Annotated in this window: 21 protein-coding genes; 1 reads left to right on the top strand and 20 read right to left on the bottom strand. The window is 43.4% G+C overall.

Features of this window, described 5'->3' with window-relative positions:
- Positions 1–9: 9 nt before the first annotated feature.
- The 17 genes from folD to H0266_RS01830 all read right to left on the bottom strand — a co-directional run bounded on the left by folD (position 10) and on the right by H0266_RS01830 (position 11,979).
- Positions 10–864, bottom strand: coding sequence for a bifunctional methylenetetrahydrofolate dehydrogenase/methenyltetrahydrofolate cyclohydrolase FolD (gene folD / locus H0266_RS01910; protein WP_181470690.1), 855 nt, complete (start codon positions 862–864; stop codon positions 10–12).
- A gap of 22 nt (positions 865–886) precedes the next feature.
- Positions 887–1,264: a transcription antitermination factor NusB gene (gene nusB / locus H0266_RS01905; RefSeq protein WP_181470689.1), complete on the bottom strand. Its 378-nt coding sequence runs from the start codon at positions 1,262–1,264 to the stop codon at positions 887–889.
- Positions 1,265–1,458: 194 nt separating this feature from the next.
- The gene (locus H0266_RS01900) at positions 1,459–1,863 is read right to left on the bottom strand and encodes an Asp23/Gls24 family envelope stress response protein (protein ID WP_181470688.1); all 405 of its coding nucleotides are present in this window, start codon (positions 1,861–1,863) and stop codon (positions 1,459–1,461) included.
- A gap of 13 nt (positions 1,864–1,876) precedes the next feature.
- Complete coding sequence (accC, locus tag H0266_RS01895; RefSeq protein WP_181470687.1) at positions 1,877–3,235, bottom strand: acetyl-CoA carboxylase biotin carboxylase subunit; 1,359 nt, start codon at positions 3,233–3,235, stop codon at positions 1,877–1,879.
- A gap of 18 nt (positions 3,236–3,253) precedes the next feature.
- On the bottom strand, positions 3,254–3,754 hold the full coding sequence (gene accB / locus H0266_RS01890) for an acetyl-CoA carboxylase biotin carboxyl carrier protein (protein ID WP_181470686.1): 501 nt from the start codon (positions 3,752–3,754) through the stop codon (positions 3,254–3,256).
- A 162-nt stretch (positions 3,755–3,916) separates the two neighbouring features.
- A complete protein-coding gene (locus tag H0266_RS01885) occupies positions 3,917–4,468 on the bottom strand; it encodes a SpoIIIAH-like family protein (protein WP_181470685.1) in 552 nt (183 codons plus the stop codon).
- Positions 4,469–4,480: 12 nt separating this feature from the next.
- Positions 4,481–5,104, bottom strand: coding sequence for a stage III sporulation protein AG (spoIIIAG, locus tag H0266_RS01880; RefSeq protein WP_181470684.1), 624 nt, complete (start codon positions 5,102–5,104; stop codon positions 4,481–4,483).
- The gene (spoIIIAF, locus tag H0266_RS01875) at positions 5,097–5,702 is read right to left on the bottom strand and encodes a stage III sporulation protein AF (RefSeq protein ID WP_181470683.1); all 606 of its coding nucleotides are present in this window, start codon (positions 5,700–5,702) and stop codon (positions 5,097–5,099) included. Before spoIIIAF ends, spoIIIAG begins: the two co-directional genes overlap by 8 nt.
- 10 nt (positions 5,703–5,712) lie before the next feature.
- Positions 5,713–6,876 (bottom strand): stage III sporulation protein AE, encoded by a 1,164-nt coding sequence (spoIIIAE, locus tag H0266_RS01870; protein WP_181470682.1) that lies wholly within the window; start codon positions 6,874–6,876, stop codon positions 5,713–5,715.
- Between the two features lie 16 nt (positions 6,877–6,892).
- Positions 6,893–7,291, bottom strand: a complete 399-nt coding sequence (gene spoIIIAD, locus H0266_RS01865; RefSeq protein ID WP_181470681.1) for a stage III sporulation protein AD — start codon at positions 7,289–7,291, stop codon at positions 6,893–6,895.
- Positions 7,292–7,296: 5 nt separating this feature from the next.
- Entirely contained in the window at positions 7,297–7,503 is a 207-nt protein-coding gene (gene spoIIIAC, locus H0266_RS01860; protein WP_181470680.1) for a stage III sporulation protein AC, read from the bottom strand.
- Between the two features lie 18 nt (positions 7,504–7,521).
- Entirely contained in the window at positions 7,522–8,031 is a 510-nt protein-coding gene (spoIIIAB, locus tag H0266_RS01855; RefSeq protein WP_181470679.1) for a stage III sporulation protein SpoIIIAB, read from the bottom strand.
- Positions 7,976–8,953 (bottom strand): stage III sporulation protein AA, encoded by a 978-nt coding sequence (gene spoIIIAA / locus H0266_RS01850; protein ID WP_181470678.1) that lies wholly within the window; start codon positions 8,951–8,953, stop codon positions 7,976–7,978. The genes spoIIIAB and spoIIIAA overlap by 56 nt, the downstream gene beginning before the upstream one ends.
- Before the next feature lie 360 nt (positions 8,954–9,313).
- The gene (efp, locus tag H0266_RS01845) at positions 9,314–9,877 is read right to left on the bottom strand and encodes an elongation factor P (protein WP_181470677.1); all 564 of its coding nucleotides are present in this window, start codon (positions 9,875–9,877) and stop codon (positions 9,314–9,316) included.
- 20 nt (positions 9,878–9,897) lie between these two features.
- On the bottom strand, positions 9,898–10,959 hold the full coding sequence (locus H0266_RS01840; RefSeq protein ID WP_181470676.1) for a M24 family metallopeptidase: 1,062 nt from the start codon (positions 10,957–10,959) through the stop codon (positions 9,898–9,900).
- 3 nt (positions 10,960–10,962) lie between these two features.
- On the bottom strand, positions 10,963–11,415 hold the full coding sequence (aroQ, locus tag H0266_RS01835) for a type II 3-dehydroquinate dehydratase (protein ID WP_181470675.1): 453 nt from the start codon (positions 11,413–11,415) through the stop codon (positions 10,963–10,965).
- A 72-nt stretch (positions 11,416–11,487) separates the two neighbouring features.
- Entirely contained in the window at positions 11,488–11,979 is a 492-nt protein-coding gene (locus H0266_RS01830) for a YqhR family membrane protein (RefSeq protein WP_181470674.1), read from the bottom strand.
- Between the two features lie 357 nt (positions 11,980–12,336).
- Between H0266_RS01830 and H0266_RS01825 the strand changes: the two genes are divergently transcribed.
- Positions 12,337–12,741, top strand: a complete 405-nt coding sequence (locus H0266_RS01825) for an SA1362 family protein (protein ID WP_181470673.1) — start codon at positions 12,337–12,339, stop codon at positions 12,739–12,741.
- Between the two features lie 17 nt (positions 12,742–12,758).
- Here the strand turns inward: H0266_RS01825 and H0266_RS01820 are convergent, their stop codons facing one another.
- The 3 genes from H0266_RS01820 to H0266_RS01810 all read right to left on the bottom strand — a co-directional run bounded on the left by H0266_RS01820 (position 12,759) and on the right by H0266_RS01810 (position 16,976).
- Positions 12,759–13,646 carry a patatin-like phospholipase family protein gene (locus H0266_RS01820; protein ID WP_181470672.1) on the bottom strand — a complete coding sequence of 296 codons (888 nt, stop codon included), beginning with the start codon at positions 13,644–13,646 and terminating at the stop codon, positions 12,759–12,761.
- Positions 13,647–13,839: 193 nt separating this feature from the next.
- A complete protein-coding gene (mntR, locus tag H0266_RS01815) occupies positions 13,840–14,274 on the bottom strand; it encodes a transcriptional regulator MntR (RefSeq protein WP_181471696.1) in 435 nt (144 codons plus the stop codon).
- A gap of 128 nt (positions 14,275–14,402) precedes the next feature.
- Positions 14,403–16,976, bottom strand: coding sequence for a vitamin B12-dependent ribonucleotide reductase (locus tag H0266_RS01810; protein ID WP_181470671.1), 2,574 nt, complete (start codon positions 16,974–16,976; stop codon positions 14,403–14,405).
- Between the last annotated feature and the right edge of the window lie 56 nt (positions 16,977–17,032).

The raw sequence follows: 17,032 nt of genomic DNA, 5'->3' as shown, positions 1-17,032 counted from the left end.
AAAATCTCCTTATTGAGCCTTGTGAATTTGTTTAGCTGCTTTAATCGTATTATGCAAAAGCATCGTGATCGTCATAGGTCCGACACCCTTAGGAACTGGTGTGATATAAGAAGCGCGCTCTTTAGCCGATTCGAATTCAACATCTCCTGTCAATTTCCCATCCACTCGGTTCACACCTACATCAATCACTACAGCTCCATCTTTTATATCCTCGCCAGAAATCAAGTCCGCGCGGCCAGCAGCGACGATTAAGATATCTGCTTGTTTAGTGTGGGCACGAAGATCTTTCGTTCTGGAGTGACAATGGGTGACAGTGGCATGTTCATTCAAAAGAAGCTGCCCTACTGGTTTACCGACTAAATTACTTCTCCCTACGATGACGACGTTCGCCCCTTCAAGTTCAATCTCAGCACGCTTCAACATCACCAAGATGCCATAAGGAGTGCATGGGTAAAAAGTGTCTTGTCCCGTCATCATTTTTCCAACGTTGCTAGGATGAAAACCATCCACATCTTTCTTTGGGTCGATGGCTTCAATAACAAGTTGATCATCGATGTGATCTGGAACAGGAAGCTGAACGAGAATTCCGTGAACGGTATCGTCCAGGTTGAGCTTTTCAATCAAGTCGAGAAGTTCTTGTTGTGAAGTGCTTTCAGGCATCTCGATCAAGTCAGATGCGACACCCACTTTTTCAGATGCTTTCTGCTTCCCTTTTACATAGGACATCGATGCTGGGTCCTCACCAATTATGACAACTACAAGTTTCGGGTGTATGTTTTGCTTACTCAATTCCCCCACTTCTTGTTTCATCTCTTCACGTAGTTCTTCGGCTAGCACGTTTCCATAAATGACTTCCGCAGACATTCGATCTCCCCCTCTAATTTGATTACAACATTTTTGAAAGTACACCGTTGACGAATTTTCCAGAGTCTTCTTCTCCAAAAATCTTCGCTAACTCAACGGCTTCATTGATTGCTACTTGATTCGGCACTTCCTCGTTATGCTTCATTTCGAAAGCGGCCATTCGTAGAGCCGTCTTTTCTACTTTTGGTATGCGATCAAACGACCAAGTATCAAGGTGGCTCGCAATCCACTCGTCCAACTCTTTACGATGATCGATGACACCATGCACTAATTCATATAAAAAACTGTCGACCGTCGGATCTTCAACGACATGTTCAATCGCCTCATCCGTATCCATTTCACTATTGTTCATTTGGAAAAGCGCTTGGAACGCTTTTTCTCTGGCTGTACGTCGTTTCATGATCATTCTCCTTTAAGTAATATCCGTTAGAATAATAACATTTTAGCGGAATAAAAGCTATTCAACAAAGGATTGTCACACAATTCCGCATTTTCATTCCATTTAACAAAGTTCATTTTCCATTGGAACGGTTGATAAACAGGCAAACAAAAAGAGTCAGAGTAGGGACCCCCCCTACTCTGACTAATCAGCTTTTACATCTCTTGTTCAAACTCATTTTCTTCTTCTTTCATTTCCATTTGAATACCGACAATATGGACATTGATTTCGTTAATTTCTAGTGCTGTCATATTTTTAAGCGCTTGCCTGGTATTATCTTGGATCTTCTGAGCGGTGTCCGGTATTGAAATTCCATAATCCATCACGACATAAGCGTCAATAAGAATTCCATTTTCAGTAAGTTCAACTTTAACACCTTTTCCATGGTTCTTCTTACCTAAGCGCTCTACAACACCGGATGCAAAATTACCGCGCATTGACGCTACACCGGCTACTTCTGAAACAGCAATTCCTGCGATGACCTCAATGACTTCTGGAGCAATTTCAATATTCCCGAGTGTTGACCCAGCTGTTACGTTCAACAATTGCTTTTCACTCATATGACCACCCCTTTTAGGATTCATCTTTCATTATAGTATATTTTTCTAAAAACTTTGTATTAAAGTCTCCTCCGACAAATACTTCATGTTCCATCATTCTCTGATGGAATGGAATTGTCGTGTGGACTCCTTCGACCACGAATTCGTCTAGAGCTCGCTTCATACGACTGATGGCTTCATCACGGTCGCGACCATACGTGATCAATTTTGCCACCATCGAATCATAGTATGGCGGAATCATATACCCAGGATATGCTGCAGAATCGACACGCACCCCTAGCCCGCCTGGTGGTAGGTACATATCAATCTTTCCAGCTGAGGGCATGAAGTTCTTAAAGGGATCTTCTGCGTTAATCCGGCATTCGATGGACCATCCTTCAAACGTGATTTCCTCCTGAGAGAACGAAAGCTTTTCATTATTCGCAATGAGCAACATTTCTTTAATCAAGTCAACTCCTGTTACCATCTCTGTAACGGGATGCTCTACCTGAATACGCGTGTTCATCTCCATAAAGTAAAAGGACTGCTCTTCTTTATCAAAAATGAACTCGACCGTTCCAGCACCAGAGTAATTAACAGCCAATGCCGCTTTTACAGCTGCATCACCCATGGTTTCACGCATTTCAGGACTAATGGCAGGAGAAGGCGTCTCCTCGATTAGTTTCTGTAATCTGCGCTGCACCGTACAGTCTCGTTCACCGAGATGCACGGCGTTCCCGTGGTTATCAGCAAGAACTTGGATTTCGACGTGCCTGAAGTCTTCAATGAACTTTTCAATGTACACTCCAGGGTTCCCAAAAGCCGTCTCTGCTTCTTGCTGGGTCATGCGGATCCCTTTTTTCAAGTCCTCTTCATCTCGTGCTACTCGAATCCCTTTTCCGCCTCCACCGGCTGTGGCCTTGATGATGACGGGATAACCGATTTCATCTGCGATCTTTAAACCGTCTTCTTCATCTTGAATGATACCGGTTGATCCAGGTACGACAGGAACCCCTGCTTCTCTCATCGTTTCACGAGCGACATCTTTCGTACCCATCTTCTGAATGGCATAAGCAGAGGGCCCTATAAACGTAATATTGCACTCTTCACACATTTCAGCAAACTCCGCATTCTCAGACAAAAACCCGTACCCTGGGTGAATCGCATCTGTTTCTGTTAACGTCGCTACGCTCAAGATGTTTGCATAGTTCAGATAACTATCCTTACTCAGTTTCGGCCCCACACAATAGGCTTCGTCAGCCAACTGGACATGTAATGCTTCTTTATCAGCTTCTGAATAAACAGCCACGGTTTCGATACCCATTTCTTTGCAGGCACGAATGATTCTTACGGCAATTTCTCCTCTATTAGCAATCAATACTTTCTTGATCATTGTCAAAGGCACCTCCCGTTACTTAGACTTTACGCGGAATAACGGTTGGCCGTACTCTACTAATTCCCCGTCTTCGACTAGAATTTCGACGATTTCTCCAGATACTTCCGCTTCAATTTCGTTAAATAATTTCATCGCCTCAACGATACACACTACACTTTCCTCTTTCACCTGGTCTCCTTGCTTCACATAAGCTTCTTGATCAGGAGAAGGTGACGCATAATACGTCCCGACCATCGGGGAAGTGATTTCTTTATCATAGTCAAGAGATCCTTGTTGTTCTTCTTTTGGTTCGGGGGTTTCTTTAACCTGTTGTTCTCGTGCAGGTGCTGCCGGTGCCGATTGTGGCTCAGGCTGCTCTGCTTGTACAGGCTGCCCCTGTTGGACAGGTGTTGTAACGACTTGTCCCTGGTGTTTTTTCATCTTTACTTTCGCACCATCTGATTCGTAACTGAACTCATCAATGTTGGATTGATCGATTAACTTAATGATTTCGCGAATTTCTTGTACCTTTAGCATGCGTGGCACTCCTTTATGTAGAATATCGTTTTTTATGACTGGTACTAATAACTCCTAACAATATTCTACGACAGAAAGCACTCCCCTGCAACTTCCTTGATGAAAGCGCTTCTATTAAATACCCAAAAAACCCCCTGACCATAAGTGGTCAGAGGGTTTACATCAACTTGCTGGTTGGAATTGGACTTGAACACGCTTCTTACCGAATTCATCCGAGACCATTTGAATGATTTCATTCGTTTCTGTTTTCGATAAGTCACTTGCTTTGACCGTGACGTGGACAATGTCGTCTTCCGCTCTTACGAGAACATCCTCATAAGGGGCACTTGCTCTGATCGTATTCTCAAGAATCGCTTCTTTTGATTGGGTTTCTTTGATGGTCTCCATACGCTCTAGAGCTTCGTTCTTCTCCTGGGCTGTGAAGTTACTTGAAGTGACGATCTCTGAAAGCTGTTCTTGTAATTGATCACGCTTATTCTGCTGCTGAAGACGAATGGTGGCAAACAACTCTTCTGTAGAAATTTGTGAGATCACAGTTCCTTCTCCAGTCGTTTCTACTCCTTCAGTGCCTTCTGCCTCTTCCGTCATTTCTGCCCATTCTTCATCTTGAATGAAAGCCATCTCACCATTGTCCGGTGATGTCATGTAATACACACTAAGTACAATCAAGAGACTCAACATTGTCAATAACCAAACCGTTTGTTTTTTAACCATCAAAACCCCTCCTTATTGTTTAGGCAGAACAGACACTCGATGACTCGGAACGTCGAGGACACGTGATATCGCCTCGACGACCCAACTTCTCACTTCCATAGAATCCACACCCTTCGCTGTCACAAACACACCGCTTACATCAGGCTTAGTGGTTTTGGTCAGCAGCGGAACTTCTCGATCCCCTTGCCTGACCAACACTAGCTGCTGTTCTCTCGAATAATCTTCAATCTCCCTTTCCCCTCCACTCTTATCTGTCTCCTTCGTTGTTTGTTTACTTATGATTAAATTTTTGTCATACACTTTTTCATGTGTAGCCTCAAGGTTTATCATGATATCGACCGCGCTTACGCCATCAATATTCTCGAGTAAAGGTTTCAATTGTTTCTCATACTCGACTTCCAGTTGAGAAATGGAATCCGTTCGTTCACCTGAAGAAGCGGCCGCTTGCGACTGTTCGGATTTTTCCATCGCCTCATCCGGTGCTACGGATGGAGGAGGGTCAGACTGAAACCAGTTGCTCGTCAGTATGATCAGTACGCCAATGAGTCCGAGACCAATAAAATATTTAGGCTTATTTATTTTTTTTCCTTCTTTAGATGACAAGGGTTGCAGCAGTCTATTCCACCATTTATTCATCCTCTTCCTCCCAGCGGATTTCTATTTGTTCCTGATCCAAACCTAAGTGTTCGGCAATCCATAGCTGAACGGGTTCCCCTCTCTCATCATCTTTCGGTACAGGATCATCTTGTATAGAGATATTGATGTCCTCCACTGTCGACTCGGCTTGTTCCTCTTCACTAACCGTCACTACCAGCCTGTCCAACGACTCCATATCTTGGGCCTCGTTGAAAAAGGTCATCTCTACTCCGACGAGCTGGAGACCTTGCTCCTCGTAGAGAGGTTCCTCCAATCTCTCTTTCAATGCTTGGGTCACTTGCTCTAATTTATATGCACCTTGTCCTTCAAGTATTTCACTTTTCTTTTTTTCAATATCATCCTCAAGCATGCCTACTTGAACTTCTTGATTCATACGGTTGTTTGCCACATTCATCATTTCTTCAGGGTCGATTTGCAATAATTGAAGAAGGGGCCCTAAGAAAATCAGAAGTAACAGAATCGACATGACAAGACGTGCATATTTCTTCATAAGACCTGATGGTAGAAGTGTATCCGCCACCATGGCTAGCAAAAGAAATAGTACGATTCGCGTGATCCATTCAACAAATAGTTCCATCATCCCCACCTCATCTGACCATCATCGTGATATTGCTCGCCGCTACCATGATGACGATGACCAAAAAGAACATCATGGACACCATTAACAGTGCAGCGAAGATGTACATAATATGACGACTGACCACGTCCATCGCTTGGATTACAGGTCCATCTCCAAGGGGTTGAAGCAGTGCCGCTGCAATTTTATAAATAATAGCGATGGCGAATACTTTCATAGCTGGAAATATAGCGATTCCAAGTAAAATGACTACCCCTGCCAGTCCTAACGTGTTCTTCAGTACTAGGGAAGCCCCTAGGATCGTATCTGTAGCGTCTGTGAAAAGGCGTCCGACTACGGGCACAAAGTTCCCCGTGACGAAACGGGCTGTTTTCATCGTTACACCGTCTTGCACAGCGGTAACCGTTCCTTGTACGGATATGACTCCAAGAAAGATCGTCAAGAAAATCCCCATGACAGCAAGCCCCGTTTTTCTCAACAATTCCGCAAGTTGATCGACTTTGTACGTTTCATTCAGTGAACCAACAATCAACAATAGGGCCGATGATGCAAATAACGGAATAAGCAGATACTTCACCAATAATCCGCTCGATTGGACTAGGGCTACAATAATAGGATGAAAGAATGAAATCGACATCAGGTGGGTGAATGAAGCCATGATCCCAAGTAGTAACGGTAACAACCCGATCATGAAGCTACTCATTCGATCAATGGCACCAAGCGTGTAATCAATCACTTGATGAAAACTTTCTAAAGCAAGAGTCATCAATACTAGGTACACCACCAAATAGGCAATCCTGCTAACTGCTGTATTCTCGAAAGATGATTGTACGGACTGAAGGAGCGTACTGAACAAAGTCAACAATAATAAGGAGGCCAGCAACCTTCCGTTCAACATGAGTTCGTGGAAGAAATATCGTAAAATTCCCGAGAACCAATCAGAAGATTGCACGGATCCTTCTTCTTTGATGAATTCTCTAAAGTTGTACGAATTGAACGCTGGCATGTACTCGCCATACTCCCGGTTGATTTCTTCCCAACTCTCTTCCAACTCTTCTGTCGACACATGATCTAAAAGCGAGGGAACGGCCTCCGGAGAAGGCTCGGCCCACGCAGTTAAAGGGAAACAAAGAAACCCGAGCACCATCAAGCCTATAGATAGGATTCGTTTCATGGAATACCTCGCGATCTTATCCTAACTGTCCTGGTATAAAATTTAATATCGTCTCAATGACTGCTGTCACAATCGGGATTGCCAACATGAGTATAAAAAGCTTTCCAGCTAGTTCCACCTTCGATGCCAGCGAGCTGAGCCCTGCATCACGTATTAGTTGAGCGCCAAATTCAGCAATATAGGCAATCCCGATGATCTTCAAGATGGTTTTAAAGTAGACGGGCTCTACTTGTGCCTGGTCTGCCATATAGGATAACAGTGTGAAAATGTGTCTCACTTGGTCAAGAATCGAGAGAAAAATGATGATTACTGTGAACAGTAACAACAGGAAAGCGATCGACGACTTTTGTTCTTTCAGCAATATGATCAATAAAGCCGCCACTAAACCGAGAGAGACGATTTGGATAATGTCCATCAGTCTTACCCTTGATAGAGAAAGACCGATTTGATTTGCTGAAATAAGTCAGCGAGTCGGTACAATACGATAAACAAAACGATGATGAACCCGGTTAACGTTACCGCTTGGGCAATTTCCTCTTTACCCATTTGTTTTAAAATGCTATGAATCATCGCGACGATAATGCCTACACCTGCTATTTGAAATAGGACCGTTGCATCTTGCAGCACAATGCACCTTCCCCCTTTTTATATAATTAGTAGAATAACCAAGAGTCCGCTCAGAACCCCCATTCCTCGAGCCATCTTCTGGTATTTCTCAGCGCCCTCTAAAGCCTCATCCAATTCACGATCTAAGTGGTGGAGGGTCAATTGTATTTGCTTTTGCTGCTGTTCTAAATCATGCTGACCAAGGGTTCTCCCAAACTGGTCCAAAATTTCCCACTCACTCTTACTTAACGCATTCCAACTCCAATGCTTTTTCAACAGTTTCGTCCATCTTTCTGAGAAGTCTACACACGGTTCATCCGTCTCAACAATACTTCTGAAGAATTGATCGATCGGTTTCGGTAAATGTGTGGATAGGCTTTCACATACCTCCCAAAGTGAGGCCTGCCCGTACACCATCTCCGCTTCAATCATTTGCAAGGCATTCTTCCATTGACGAATATGCCCCGGCCGTTTCTGAAAACGTGAGGCTAGATCAAAACCTGCCCACGTGGTGACGGTCAACACGATGACCGCTCCGATCCATTGCATCCCGTTCCCCCCTTTCACATTCAGCCAGAACTCGTCCATCATTCCGGTAAACGACCGCTCGTCCGGGCACATGTGGACGCATACGGTCTAGAACGATGAATCTTTCAAATACGCCTTCACTCACTAAAGACTGAGCGGAAGGACGCTTCTTCAATGTCTCGAGGGAATCCCCGTGGATACTGCACATGACGTCTACTCCAGTCAGCATCGCCTCACGTATCGCTTCTGCGTCTCTTGTTCCGCCGATTTCATCCACGATTAATACATCCGGTGACATAGAGCGAATCATCATCATCATGCCTTCTGCCTTAGGGCAGGCATCCATTACATCCGTCCGCTCTCCAACATCGAGTTGCGGAACTCCTCTTAGACTCGCAGCTAGTTCAGATCTTTCGTCCACTAACGCCACTTTAGATGCAGGGTGAAGATGAAAATCTGATCCGATGATACTCGCCAGCCCGCGAAGAAGTGTCGTTTTACCAGAGTGAGGGGGCCCTATAATCAAGCTAGTCAGCCACTTCCCGTTCTCATATAAATATGGAACCAGCTGCTCGGCTTGGCTTGAAGAAGATCTTGCAACACGTATATTCATAAATGAAATATGTTTTAAGGTATCGACCTGATCGTTGACTGTGTTGGCTTTTCCAGCCAGTCCAACACGATGCCCCCCTTCTACCGTAATAAACCCCTCTCGTAACTCATCTTTGAAACGATAGAGTGAAAACTCACTGATTTGGTTAAGCATGTATGAGAGGTCTGACGGTTGCATTACGTGTTCTCCCAACATCCTGTGACCAATGCGATCTAGCATTTCAACTTTGCGATTCACACGGATTCTCATCTCCTGAACAGTGCTCCAATCTACACCTTTTTTGAGGAGCGGTTGAAGGTGTTCAGGGAATAATCGGACAATCTCTTTCATCCCTCTGACTCCTTTATTGGGTTTACTTCATATGTATGTAATGAGATACCGCTTATGACTCAAAAACTAGAAAATGATATGAAAAAGAGAGGTTATTAATAGAGATCCTTTGGTGAGTTCAATAGAAGGGTCAGCAAGGTTTATGGTTCTTTTTCTCTCTATTGAAAGAAAAAGGATTTAGTACACTCTACTAAATTTAAGAGGAAGAACATAAAGAGGACTTGCATAGAAATAGAGATATTTTGAGGAATACCTGTGGTAGTTCTTGGGTATTGATTCCTTTCTTACGTGGAATGATTTGCAAAATAGACATTAAAAAAGCACGCCCCTAATGTGGAGGCGTGCTCTAGAAAAGTGTAATTATGATGAAGCGCGAGAAACGTACTTACCATCTGTTGTACTGATGACTAACATTTCACCTTCGTTAATGAAGAATGGAACTTGAACAATAAGACCCGTCTCAAGTGTCGCTGGTTTCGTACCACCACTTGCGGTATCCCCTTTGATGCCAGGCTCTGTTTCCGTTACTTCTAGCTCTACGTTCTTTGGAAGTTCCACACCAATTGTTTCGGCTTGATAAGATTGGATCTGCACTTCCATGTTCTCTTTCAAGTAGTTCAGTTGTTCTTGGATTGTAGCTGTAGGAATCTCTACTTGCTCATACGTTTCCATGTCCATGAATGCGTGCATATCTCCGTTTGCATACAGATACTGCATCTTACGGTTTTCAATGTGAGCACGCTCTACTTTCTCTCCACCACGGAACGTTTTCTCTTGAATGTTTCCATTACGAAGGTTACGTAATTTAGAGCGAACGAAAGCCGCTCCTTTTCCTGGCTTAACGTGTTGGAATTCCATCACTTGCCAAATACCTCCATCAACTTCGATGGTCAATCCTGTACGAAAATCGTTTACTGAAATCATCGTGTTTCCTCCTTTAAAACTTACAACGTTATGAGTTCTTTTGTAGACTGACTCAAGCATTCATTGCCATCTACGGTAACGACTGCATCATCTTCAATACGACAACCACCTACGTTAGGTACGTAAATGCCTGGTTCTACCGTTACGACCATTCCTTCTTCTAAAACCGTGTTAGAACGATGGGAAAGGCCCGGTCCTTCGTGTACATCCAGTCCCATGCCGTGACCTGTGGAATGTCCAAAGTACTCGCCATAGCCTTTTTCTTTGATGTAATCACGAGTCAGTGCATCTGCTTCTACACCTGTAATCCCAGCTTTTAATCCTTCCATACCCTTTAATTGAGCCTGTAAGACAGTATCGTAAATATCTTTTAATTCATCACTGATTTCACCAACGGCAACGGTCCGTGTAATATCGGAACAATAACCTTTATAGATGGCTCCGAAGTCCAACGTAACCAGTTCACCTGATTGAATTTCTTTTTCTGAAGCAACCCCATGTGGCAAAGCAGAACGATAGCCTGAAGCAACGATGATATCGAAGCTCGAAGATGTCGCACCTTGTTTTCTCATAAAGAATTCAAGCTCGTTTGACACATCGATCTCTTTAACACCTGGCTTTATGTAACCAAGAATATGTTGAAATGCGTCATCAGCGATTTTGACAGCGTCTTTTATAATACTAATCTCCTCGTCTGTCTTAATCAAGCGTAACTTTTCAACAAGACCTGAAGTCGGAACCAACTCTGCTCCAAGGGCTGACTGATACTGTTCGAATGAGCTATATGTAACATGATCCTTTTCGAATCCAACTTTGGATAACCGAAGACGCTTCGCTTGATTAGCTACTTCTTCAGGTAAAGGGATCTTATGCGTGACCACTTCGAAGTGATCCGCTTGCTCATTCGCCTGTTCTGTATAACGGAAATCCGTAATCAGCACAGCTTCTTTGGCGGTGATCAATAATGCACCTGAAGATCCTGTGAAACCAGACATATAGCGCCTGTTTTGCTGACTCATCACCAACAAACCATCAATACCATCTTCACTCATCGCTTTTCTTAAATTCTCTAATTTACTCATGTTTCATTTCTCCCTTCGCTCTAGCTTCTCTATTAATCCCAATGCGGCTAAACGATAACCATCAATACCGAACCCTACAACCTGGCCGTCACAAACGGGCGCAGACAGCGATTGGTGCCGGAAAGACTCACGACTGTGCACATTCGATATATGCACTTCTATAACAGGAGGGTGAATCGCACTGATCGCGTCACGAATCGCGACGCTCGTATGTGTGTACGCTGCCGGATTTATGATTATACCATCAGCCTCTTCCCCTGCTTGTTGAATATAATCGACAAGATCGCCTTCATGATTGGATTGATAGGCCACAACATCGTAGCCTTTTTCCGCTGCGGTGTCACTGACCAAACGGACGACATCGTCTAGACTAGCATGCCCGTATGTGCCAGGCTCTCTTTTGCCTAACAGGTTGATATTCGGTCCGTTCAATAGAAACAATCGTTTTGTTGCCATAATAGAACATCCCCACCGTTCACGAAATAGTCATACTCTGTTAGTTTATCATACTCCTTGTTTGTTTGAATATTAATTAGCTGACTGGTTGAATTCTTCATACTCGTAAGAGATTGAATATCCAATAAAGACACCATACAATATAAATAAACATGCCGTTGTCACCCAAGTATCGCTAGTCATCTCTGTAAACGTCGGGATGGCAGGGAACAAAGGGGTCAGAACAAAGAACACAACCGCCCATAAAACGAGCCCGAAAACCAGTCCTGGCCAGATTCCTTGCTGCTTTTTAAGGGTGAAATAATACAGCATTGCGGAAACTAAAGATATGACCCCGACAATGAGTACAGCCAATACCTCTGCTAACCATGTACCTGTCCAATCCGTTTGAAGATAGGAACGAAATAGAAACGAGGCAGCGGATAGCTCTGAGAAGTGGAAGTAATACGTAAACACACCAAGAGCACTCCACAAAATACCTCCCGTAAATCCGATACCCAATGCTTTCCCAAACACACTTTGCTGGGGTTCCTGCTGATGTTGTTCTTTTGGCTTATCTGCCATGCTTATCACCTCGTTATTATTCTTTACCAATGAAATTCATTTCATGCTTGTAAAAGGATCTAGCTACAAAACGACAATTTGTGCACCAATGCGTATTTTTGACATATCTGAGGGTTTACACACATACGAAACAGGAAAGAGATACGTAAGAAAGAATATAAGAGAACAAGCAGGAAACAAGTCCATTCACATAGAAATCTAATATTCACACCGCATAAATTGATTTATTAGGGAAACAATTGAAATAGTGAACTTCTTCTTATAGAAAGTTTGAATAGATGATAGAAACTACTCCATTAGTGGTATATACATCAATAAGAACTTTGCATTATCATTAAAGAAAGGAGGAAAACACCTATGCGCAACTGGATGACTCCTATCATATACACGCTTATGGGCCTCGCTGTTATGTACATTGGTCTACAACTGTTCACGAACACGATGAGTTTTCTCACTTCTATTGTTCTCATGATTGGAATCGCTGTTCTGATTTACGGAGCAATCTACTTCTTTTTCCTTCGTAACCGAGGTTTTGGTGGTGGAGGCGGCAACAAAAATGAAATGAAGAAGTATAAACAAGCTGTAAAACAATCCAAGCAGAAATACAAACAACCGACTCCAACGGTTAAAAAATCCTCTTTATCTAAAGTAGCACCTAAACCTTCCGTGAATCCAAAACGAAATCGCAAGCGTATGAATGCCCCTCATTTACGGGTCATAGAAGGAAATAAAAGCAAAGATAAAAACCGAGCCTCCTTTTAATTAGGCTCGGTTTTTTTTTACTTCTTCCAGCGATCCAGGAATACAGCAGCATGCTCTCTCCCGACTTCCATGATTTTTTCCTTTTCTTTCTCACTCATATTGAAATCCGTCGTATCAATCCCTGTCACAGGAATGAATATCACGTCTTTACTAGTGGAAGGCGAAATGTGTCTCGCATCATGAGCTTGTTGCATTGTCTTGAATAGCGCATGAAACATTTGGATGGAATTTCTAATCTTCCTTTCAGGTAATTGGTCAGGTGGATCACTGAGCTGCATCCCTATAATCGGTCTAGTCCGGCATCCTTTGGTGTCCTCCCAAATCCAAATAGGAAAATTACTAAGCACACCCCCATCAACAATGACACACTTCCCTTTTTTCCCATGTAGTTTTACTGGGATGAAGAAGTAAGGAAGACCGGAACTCATCCGTACGGCCTTCGCAACAGAAAATGTAGCCGGATCGATTCCATATACAGATCTAAGGTCATCAGGAATGACAACCATTCGCCCTAACGTTAAGTCACTACAAATGACTTTCAAAGATCGAGGAGGTAAATCTGCAAAAGTCCGTACGCCCTTCTCCTCCAACCATTGCTCTAACGTATTTTCCAGACGATTTCCTTTGTACAATCCAAGCCGATAATATAGAAGGAGCCACTTCATAAACGGAAACAATTGATCAGCAAGAGGAACGTCAACAAGCTTCTCAAAAGAGAGCTGTTTAAGCTTTTCACGCAGCTCTTTGGCTGAATATCCTGCCGCAGTTAAACTAGCGAGAATTGCTCCTGCAGACGTGCCTGCTACCCGCCTGAACTCATAGCCTTTGTCTTCCAACTCTTCCATAGCTCCAATAAAGGCTAACGCTTTAACGCCTCCCCCGGAAAAAACGCCATCGACTTTCATTCCGATCACCCCACTTTATTCATTTATAAACAAGTGCGGGACCGATTAGAACCGAAAACACGACAGCAGAACGGCTACCAATCACTCGGGAATAGGCCTGTTTACAGCTGATCTCGTTCATATCAGACCCAAAATCCTATTCATCATTTCTGAAATAATAAAAAAGACGTCCAGAGGACGTCTTTTTTATTATTTATTCTTCTTCATTTTGAACTTCGTTTTTCTTTTGTACATCACGCAGAGCTCGCACACGATCCTCTGTCTCTTCGAAATATTGAACAAGATCACCGATGCGATCAATCGAGTTCCAACTCAAGTGGTGTTCGATCCCTTCGACATCATCGTAAATTTTATCGCTGTCCACTCCTATAATCGCTAGAAACTGCTCAAGCAGTTCATGACGATAAACGAGGCGTTTTCCGACTTTTTTGCCTTTTGGTGTTAGAATCAGACCGCGGTATTTTTCATAATTCAAATACTGATCACGATCCAGTTTCTGCACCATCTTGGTAACGGATGATGGGTGGACTTGTAAGTTCTCCGCTATATCAGATACTCGTGCGTATCCTTTATCTTCTATTAATAAATAAATTTGCTCAATATAATCTTCCATACTTGGTGTCGGCATGTTAAACCCCCATGTAACCTTATGTACGTGTTTCATAAAAAGTTTACACTAGTTTAACCCCTGTGACAAGGAAACGCAGAAATGATGAAGGAGACACTAGGAAATCGTCCTAGTGTCTCTTTTATCCCTTATAAACCACACTTAAGTTGAGCATTACAGTTTGTACATGTATTGCACCCGCCAATATCCTCAACGGTACCTTTACGACAAACCGGGCATGTATCGCCCACTTCAGAGCCGATTGTCACTTTTGTTTTGCCTAATTCGTGAACGGTGTCCATCAACACTACACGCGGTTTCTTATCCTCTTCGAACTCGAGTTCCGTCTGCTCTCCGTCAAAATCGTTATCTTCCGCTTTTAACGTCAATACTTGACTATCACGGCTTCCATCTACGTACACCGTTCCACCTTTGGCCCCGCCTTTGTATAAGCGTTGGTAGACGCTCTCTACTTGGTCGACTGCATACCCTTTAGGAGCATTGACCGTCTTAGAAATAGAGCTGTCCACCCACCGTTGAATGACACACTGGGTATCTGCGTGCGCTTCAGGTGATAATGTCATAGCGGTAACAAACCATTCAGGCAAGTGATCAGGGTCTTGTTCTGGGTTGTTTTCTAGATATTCTTTCACGATATCTGCTTTCACTTCAATGAATTTCCCTAGGCGACCACTTCTGTAATAGGAAAAGGAGAAATACGGCTCAAGTCCCGTACTGACACCGACCATAGTACCTGTACTACCCGTTGGCGCTACCGTCAATAAATGAGAGTTACGAATTCCGTGTTCTAGCACGCCTTCACGGATATCCTCTGGCATTCCCTGCATGAAGCCTGTAGTTACAAAATTCTCTCTCAAGGCTTTCGTCTCTTCGGTTGTCCCGCCTTGCAAGAATGGGAAGCTGCCTTTCTCTTTCGCTAAGTCAATGGATGTGCGATAGGCCGTTGTGGCAATCGTCTCGAAAATTTCATCTACGAGTTGGTTTCCTTCTGTAGAACCATATTCGGTTTCACAATAGATTAACAGATCATGCAAGCCCATCACGCCAAGGCCAACTCTCCGCTCACCCAGCGCTTGCTTTTTATTTTCTTCAAGAAAATAAGGAGTCGCATCAATGACGTTGTCTTGCATTCTGACACCTGTCTGAACAATACGCTTCAGTTTAGTGAAATCGACCGTTTTCTCTTCTTTGTTTGCAACAGAAGCCAAATTCACAGCGGCCAGGTTACAAACAGAGTATGGTGCTAACGGCTGCTCTCCACATGGGTTTGTCGCGACGACTTTTTGTCCATATGCCGTGGCGTTCGTTTTTTCGTTCGCATTATCAATAAAGAAGATTCCAGGTTCTGCAGAGTACGTCGCACAAATGTTAATCAAGTTCCACAATTCTTTCGCCTTGACTGTACGATACGTCCGGACTCCAAACCCGCGTTCTTCCCATTCACGAACGTCTCCACTTTCCTGCCACTCTTCATTGTAAATAGCCATTTCTTCAGCTGTGTAGTTTTCAACATCCGGGAAGCGAAGGTTATATTCTTCATCGTTTTCTACCGCTTCCATAAAGTCTTTTGTAATACAAACTGAAATATTAGCACCCGTCAGGAATTCAGGATTGTGAACGGTGTAGTTTCCTCCTGTATTCAATTTATCCTCAGCTTCCTGCAAGCTTTGTTCAGTGAAGCCTCCCATACCGGGCATGTGTTTATAATTCGTCACGCTTTGATACAGATCTTTCTCTGTTTCAGAAAGAGGGCTGAATTTCAGCTTGTCTTTAGCTAACTGCTTGATTTGCTCGTCCTCTGTATTCTCAATAAGGAAACGTAGAATACGAGGGTTCTGCATTTTAGAAATGATGAATTCTACAATGTCTGGGTGCCAATCGGCTAGCATAATCATTTGTGCACCACGTCTTGATCCACCTTGCTCAACTAAGTGAGTCAGTTTAGCAATGTCATCCAACCAGGATACGGACCCAGAAGATTTCCCGTTCACTCCTCGAGCTAAAGTATTACGAGGCCTCAGTGTCGAACCATTCGTTCCAACACCCCCACCACGCGACATAATTTCCATGACTTGCTTCCTGTGGTCCGATATCCCTTCACGCGAATCTTGGATATAGGGCATGACGTAACAGTTGAAGTACGTTACATCCGTATTCGAACCAGCCCCGTAAAGAACACGGCCTGCCGGGATGAAATTCATACCTGATAATTCCTCATAAAACTCCTCAAAGCTTTGTTGCTTACGTGCTGGATCTACCTCCACCTCCGCAAGTCCCGTCGCATTTCTGAGGGCAATCTGTTCATAAAACACTTCTAGTGGTTTATCTATAGTATCTAAGTTTCTTGTGATCCGACCTGTATCTCTTTCCTCTTCTCGTTCAAGAACAGTGACAAATTCGTCCTCAACTTGAACGACCGCTTCATGCTTCTCCCAGTCAATCGAGTAAATGAAACCAAAACCTCTTGCTGGAAATTTCGGGTCATCTTTTACTGTCAGTACGACGAAATCCCCTACTGAGAGCGTCAATTTCTCTGTATCCTTAAATGCATAACGATCGAGCATCACGAGTCTTGATACACCGTTGTGCGTTACATTCATTTCCGGTTTAATTTCATGAACTTGTGGAAACTGCCTGATATCTTGATTTAGACGTTCCACGTTGATTTTTTTGAGTGTTTGACTAGATGTTGTGGTCTGCATTGTACATCTCTCCCTTACAAAAGGTTTCCCTTTTTGTATTGTACTAGTAACATACC

This window comes from Halobacillus locisalis, assembly GCF_013694105.1.
In the GTDB taxonomy this organism is placed as follows: domain Bacteria; phylum Bacillota; class Bacilli; order Bacillales; family Halobacillaceae; genus Halobacillus; species Halobacillus locisalis.
Note: the sequence above shows the minus strand (reverse complement) of the source record. Positions and strands in the feature narration are given on the sequence as shown.

Bases quoted from the DNA above. Each gene is read 5' to 3' on its own strand.
- folD (WP_181470690.1), bottom strand. From the start codon at position 864: ATGTCTGCGGAAGTCATTTATGGAAACGTGCTAGCCGAAGAACTACGT.
- nusB (WP_181470689.1), bottom strand. From the start codon at position 1,264: ATGAAACGACGTACAGCCAGAGAAAAAGCGTTCCAAGCGCTTTTCCAA.
- H0266_RS01900 (WP_181470688.1), bottom strand. From the start codon at position 1,863: ATGAGTGAAAAGCAATTGTTGAACGTAACAGCTGGGTCAACACTCGGG.
- accC (WP_181470687.1), bottom strand. From the start codon at position 3,235: ATGATCAAGAAAGTATTGATTGCTAATAGAGGAGAAATTGCCGTAAGA.
- accB (WP_181470686.1), bottom strand. From the start codon at position 3,754: ATGCTAAAGGTACAAGAAATTCGCGAAATCATTAAGTTAATCGATCAA.
- H0266_RS01885 (WP_181470685.1), bottom strand. From the start codon at position 4,468: ATGGTTAAAAAACAAACGGTTTGGTTATTGACAATGTTGAGTCTCTTG.
- spoIIIAG (WP_181470684.1), bottom strand. From the start codon at position 5,104: ATGAATAAATGGTGGAATAGACTGCTGCAACCCTTGTCATCTAAAGAA.
- spoIIIAF (WP_181470683.1), bottom strand. From the start codon at position 5,702: ATGGAACTATTTGTTGAATGGATCACGCGAATCGTACTATTTCTTTTG.
- spoIIIAE (WP_181470682.1), bottom strand. From the start codon at position 6,876: ATGAAACGAATCCTATCTATAGGCTTGATGGTGCTCGGGTTTCTTTGT.
- spoIIIAD (WP_181470681.1), bottom strand. From the start codon at position 7,291: ATGGACATTATCCAAATCGTCTCTCTCGGTTTAGTGGCGGCTTTATTG.
- spoIIIAB (WP_181470679.1), bottom strand. From the start codon at position 8,031: ATGCAATGGATCGGAGCGGTCATCGTGTTGACCGTCACCACGTGGGCA.
- spoIIIAA (WP_181470678.1), bottom strand. From the start codon at position 8,953: ATGAAAGAGATTGTCCGATTATTCCCTGAACACCTTCAACCGCTCCTC.
- efp (WP_181470677.1), bottom strand. From the start codon at position 9,877: ATGATTTCAGTAAACGATTTTCGTACAGGATTGACCATCGAAGTTGAT.
- H0266_RS01840 (WP_181470676.1), bottom strand. From the start codon at position 10,959: ATGAGTAAATTAGAGAATTTAAGAAAAGCGATGAGTGAAGATGGTATT.
- aroQ (WP_181470675.1), bottom strand. From the start codon at position 11,415: ATGGCAACAAAACGATTGTTTCTATTGAACGGACCGAATATCAACCTG.
- H0266_RS01830 (WP_181470674.1), bottom strand. From the start codon at position 11,979: ATGGCAGATAAGCCAAAAGAACAACATCAGCAGGAACCCCAGCAAAGT.
- H0266_RS01825 (WP_181470673.1), top strand. From the start codon at position 12,337: ATGCGCAACTGGATGACTCCTATCATATACACGCTTATGGGCCTCGCT.
- H0266_RS01820 (WP_181470672.1), bottom strand. From the start codon at position 13,646: ATGAAAGTCGATGGCGTTTTTTCCGGGGGAGGCGTTAAAGCGTTAGCC.
- mntR (WP_181471696.1), bottom strand. From the start codon at position 14,274: ATGCCGACACCAAGTATGGAAGATTATATTGAGCAAATTTATTTATTA.
- H0266_RS01810 (WP_181470671.1), bottom strand. From the start codon at position 16,976: ATGCAGACCACAACATCTAGTCAAACACTCAAAAAAATCAACGTGGAA.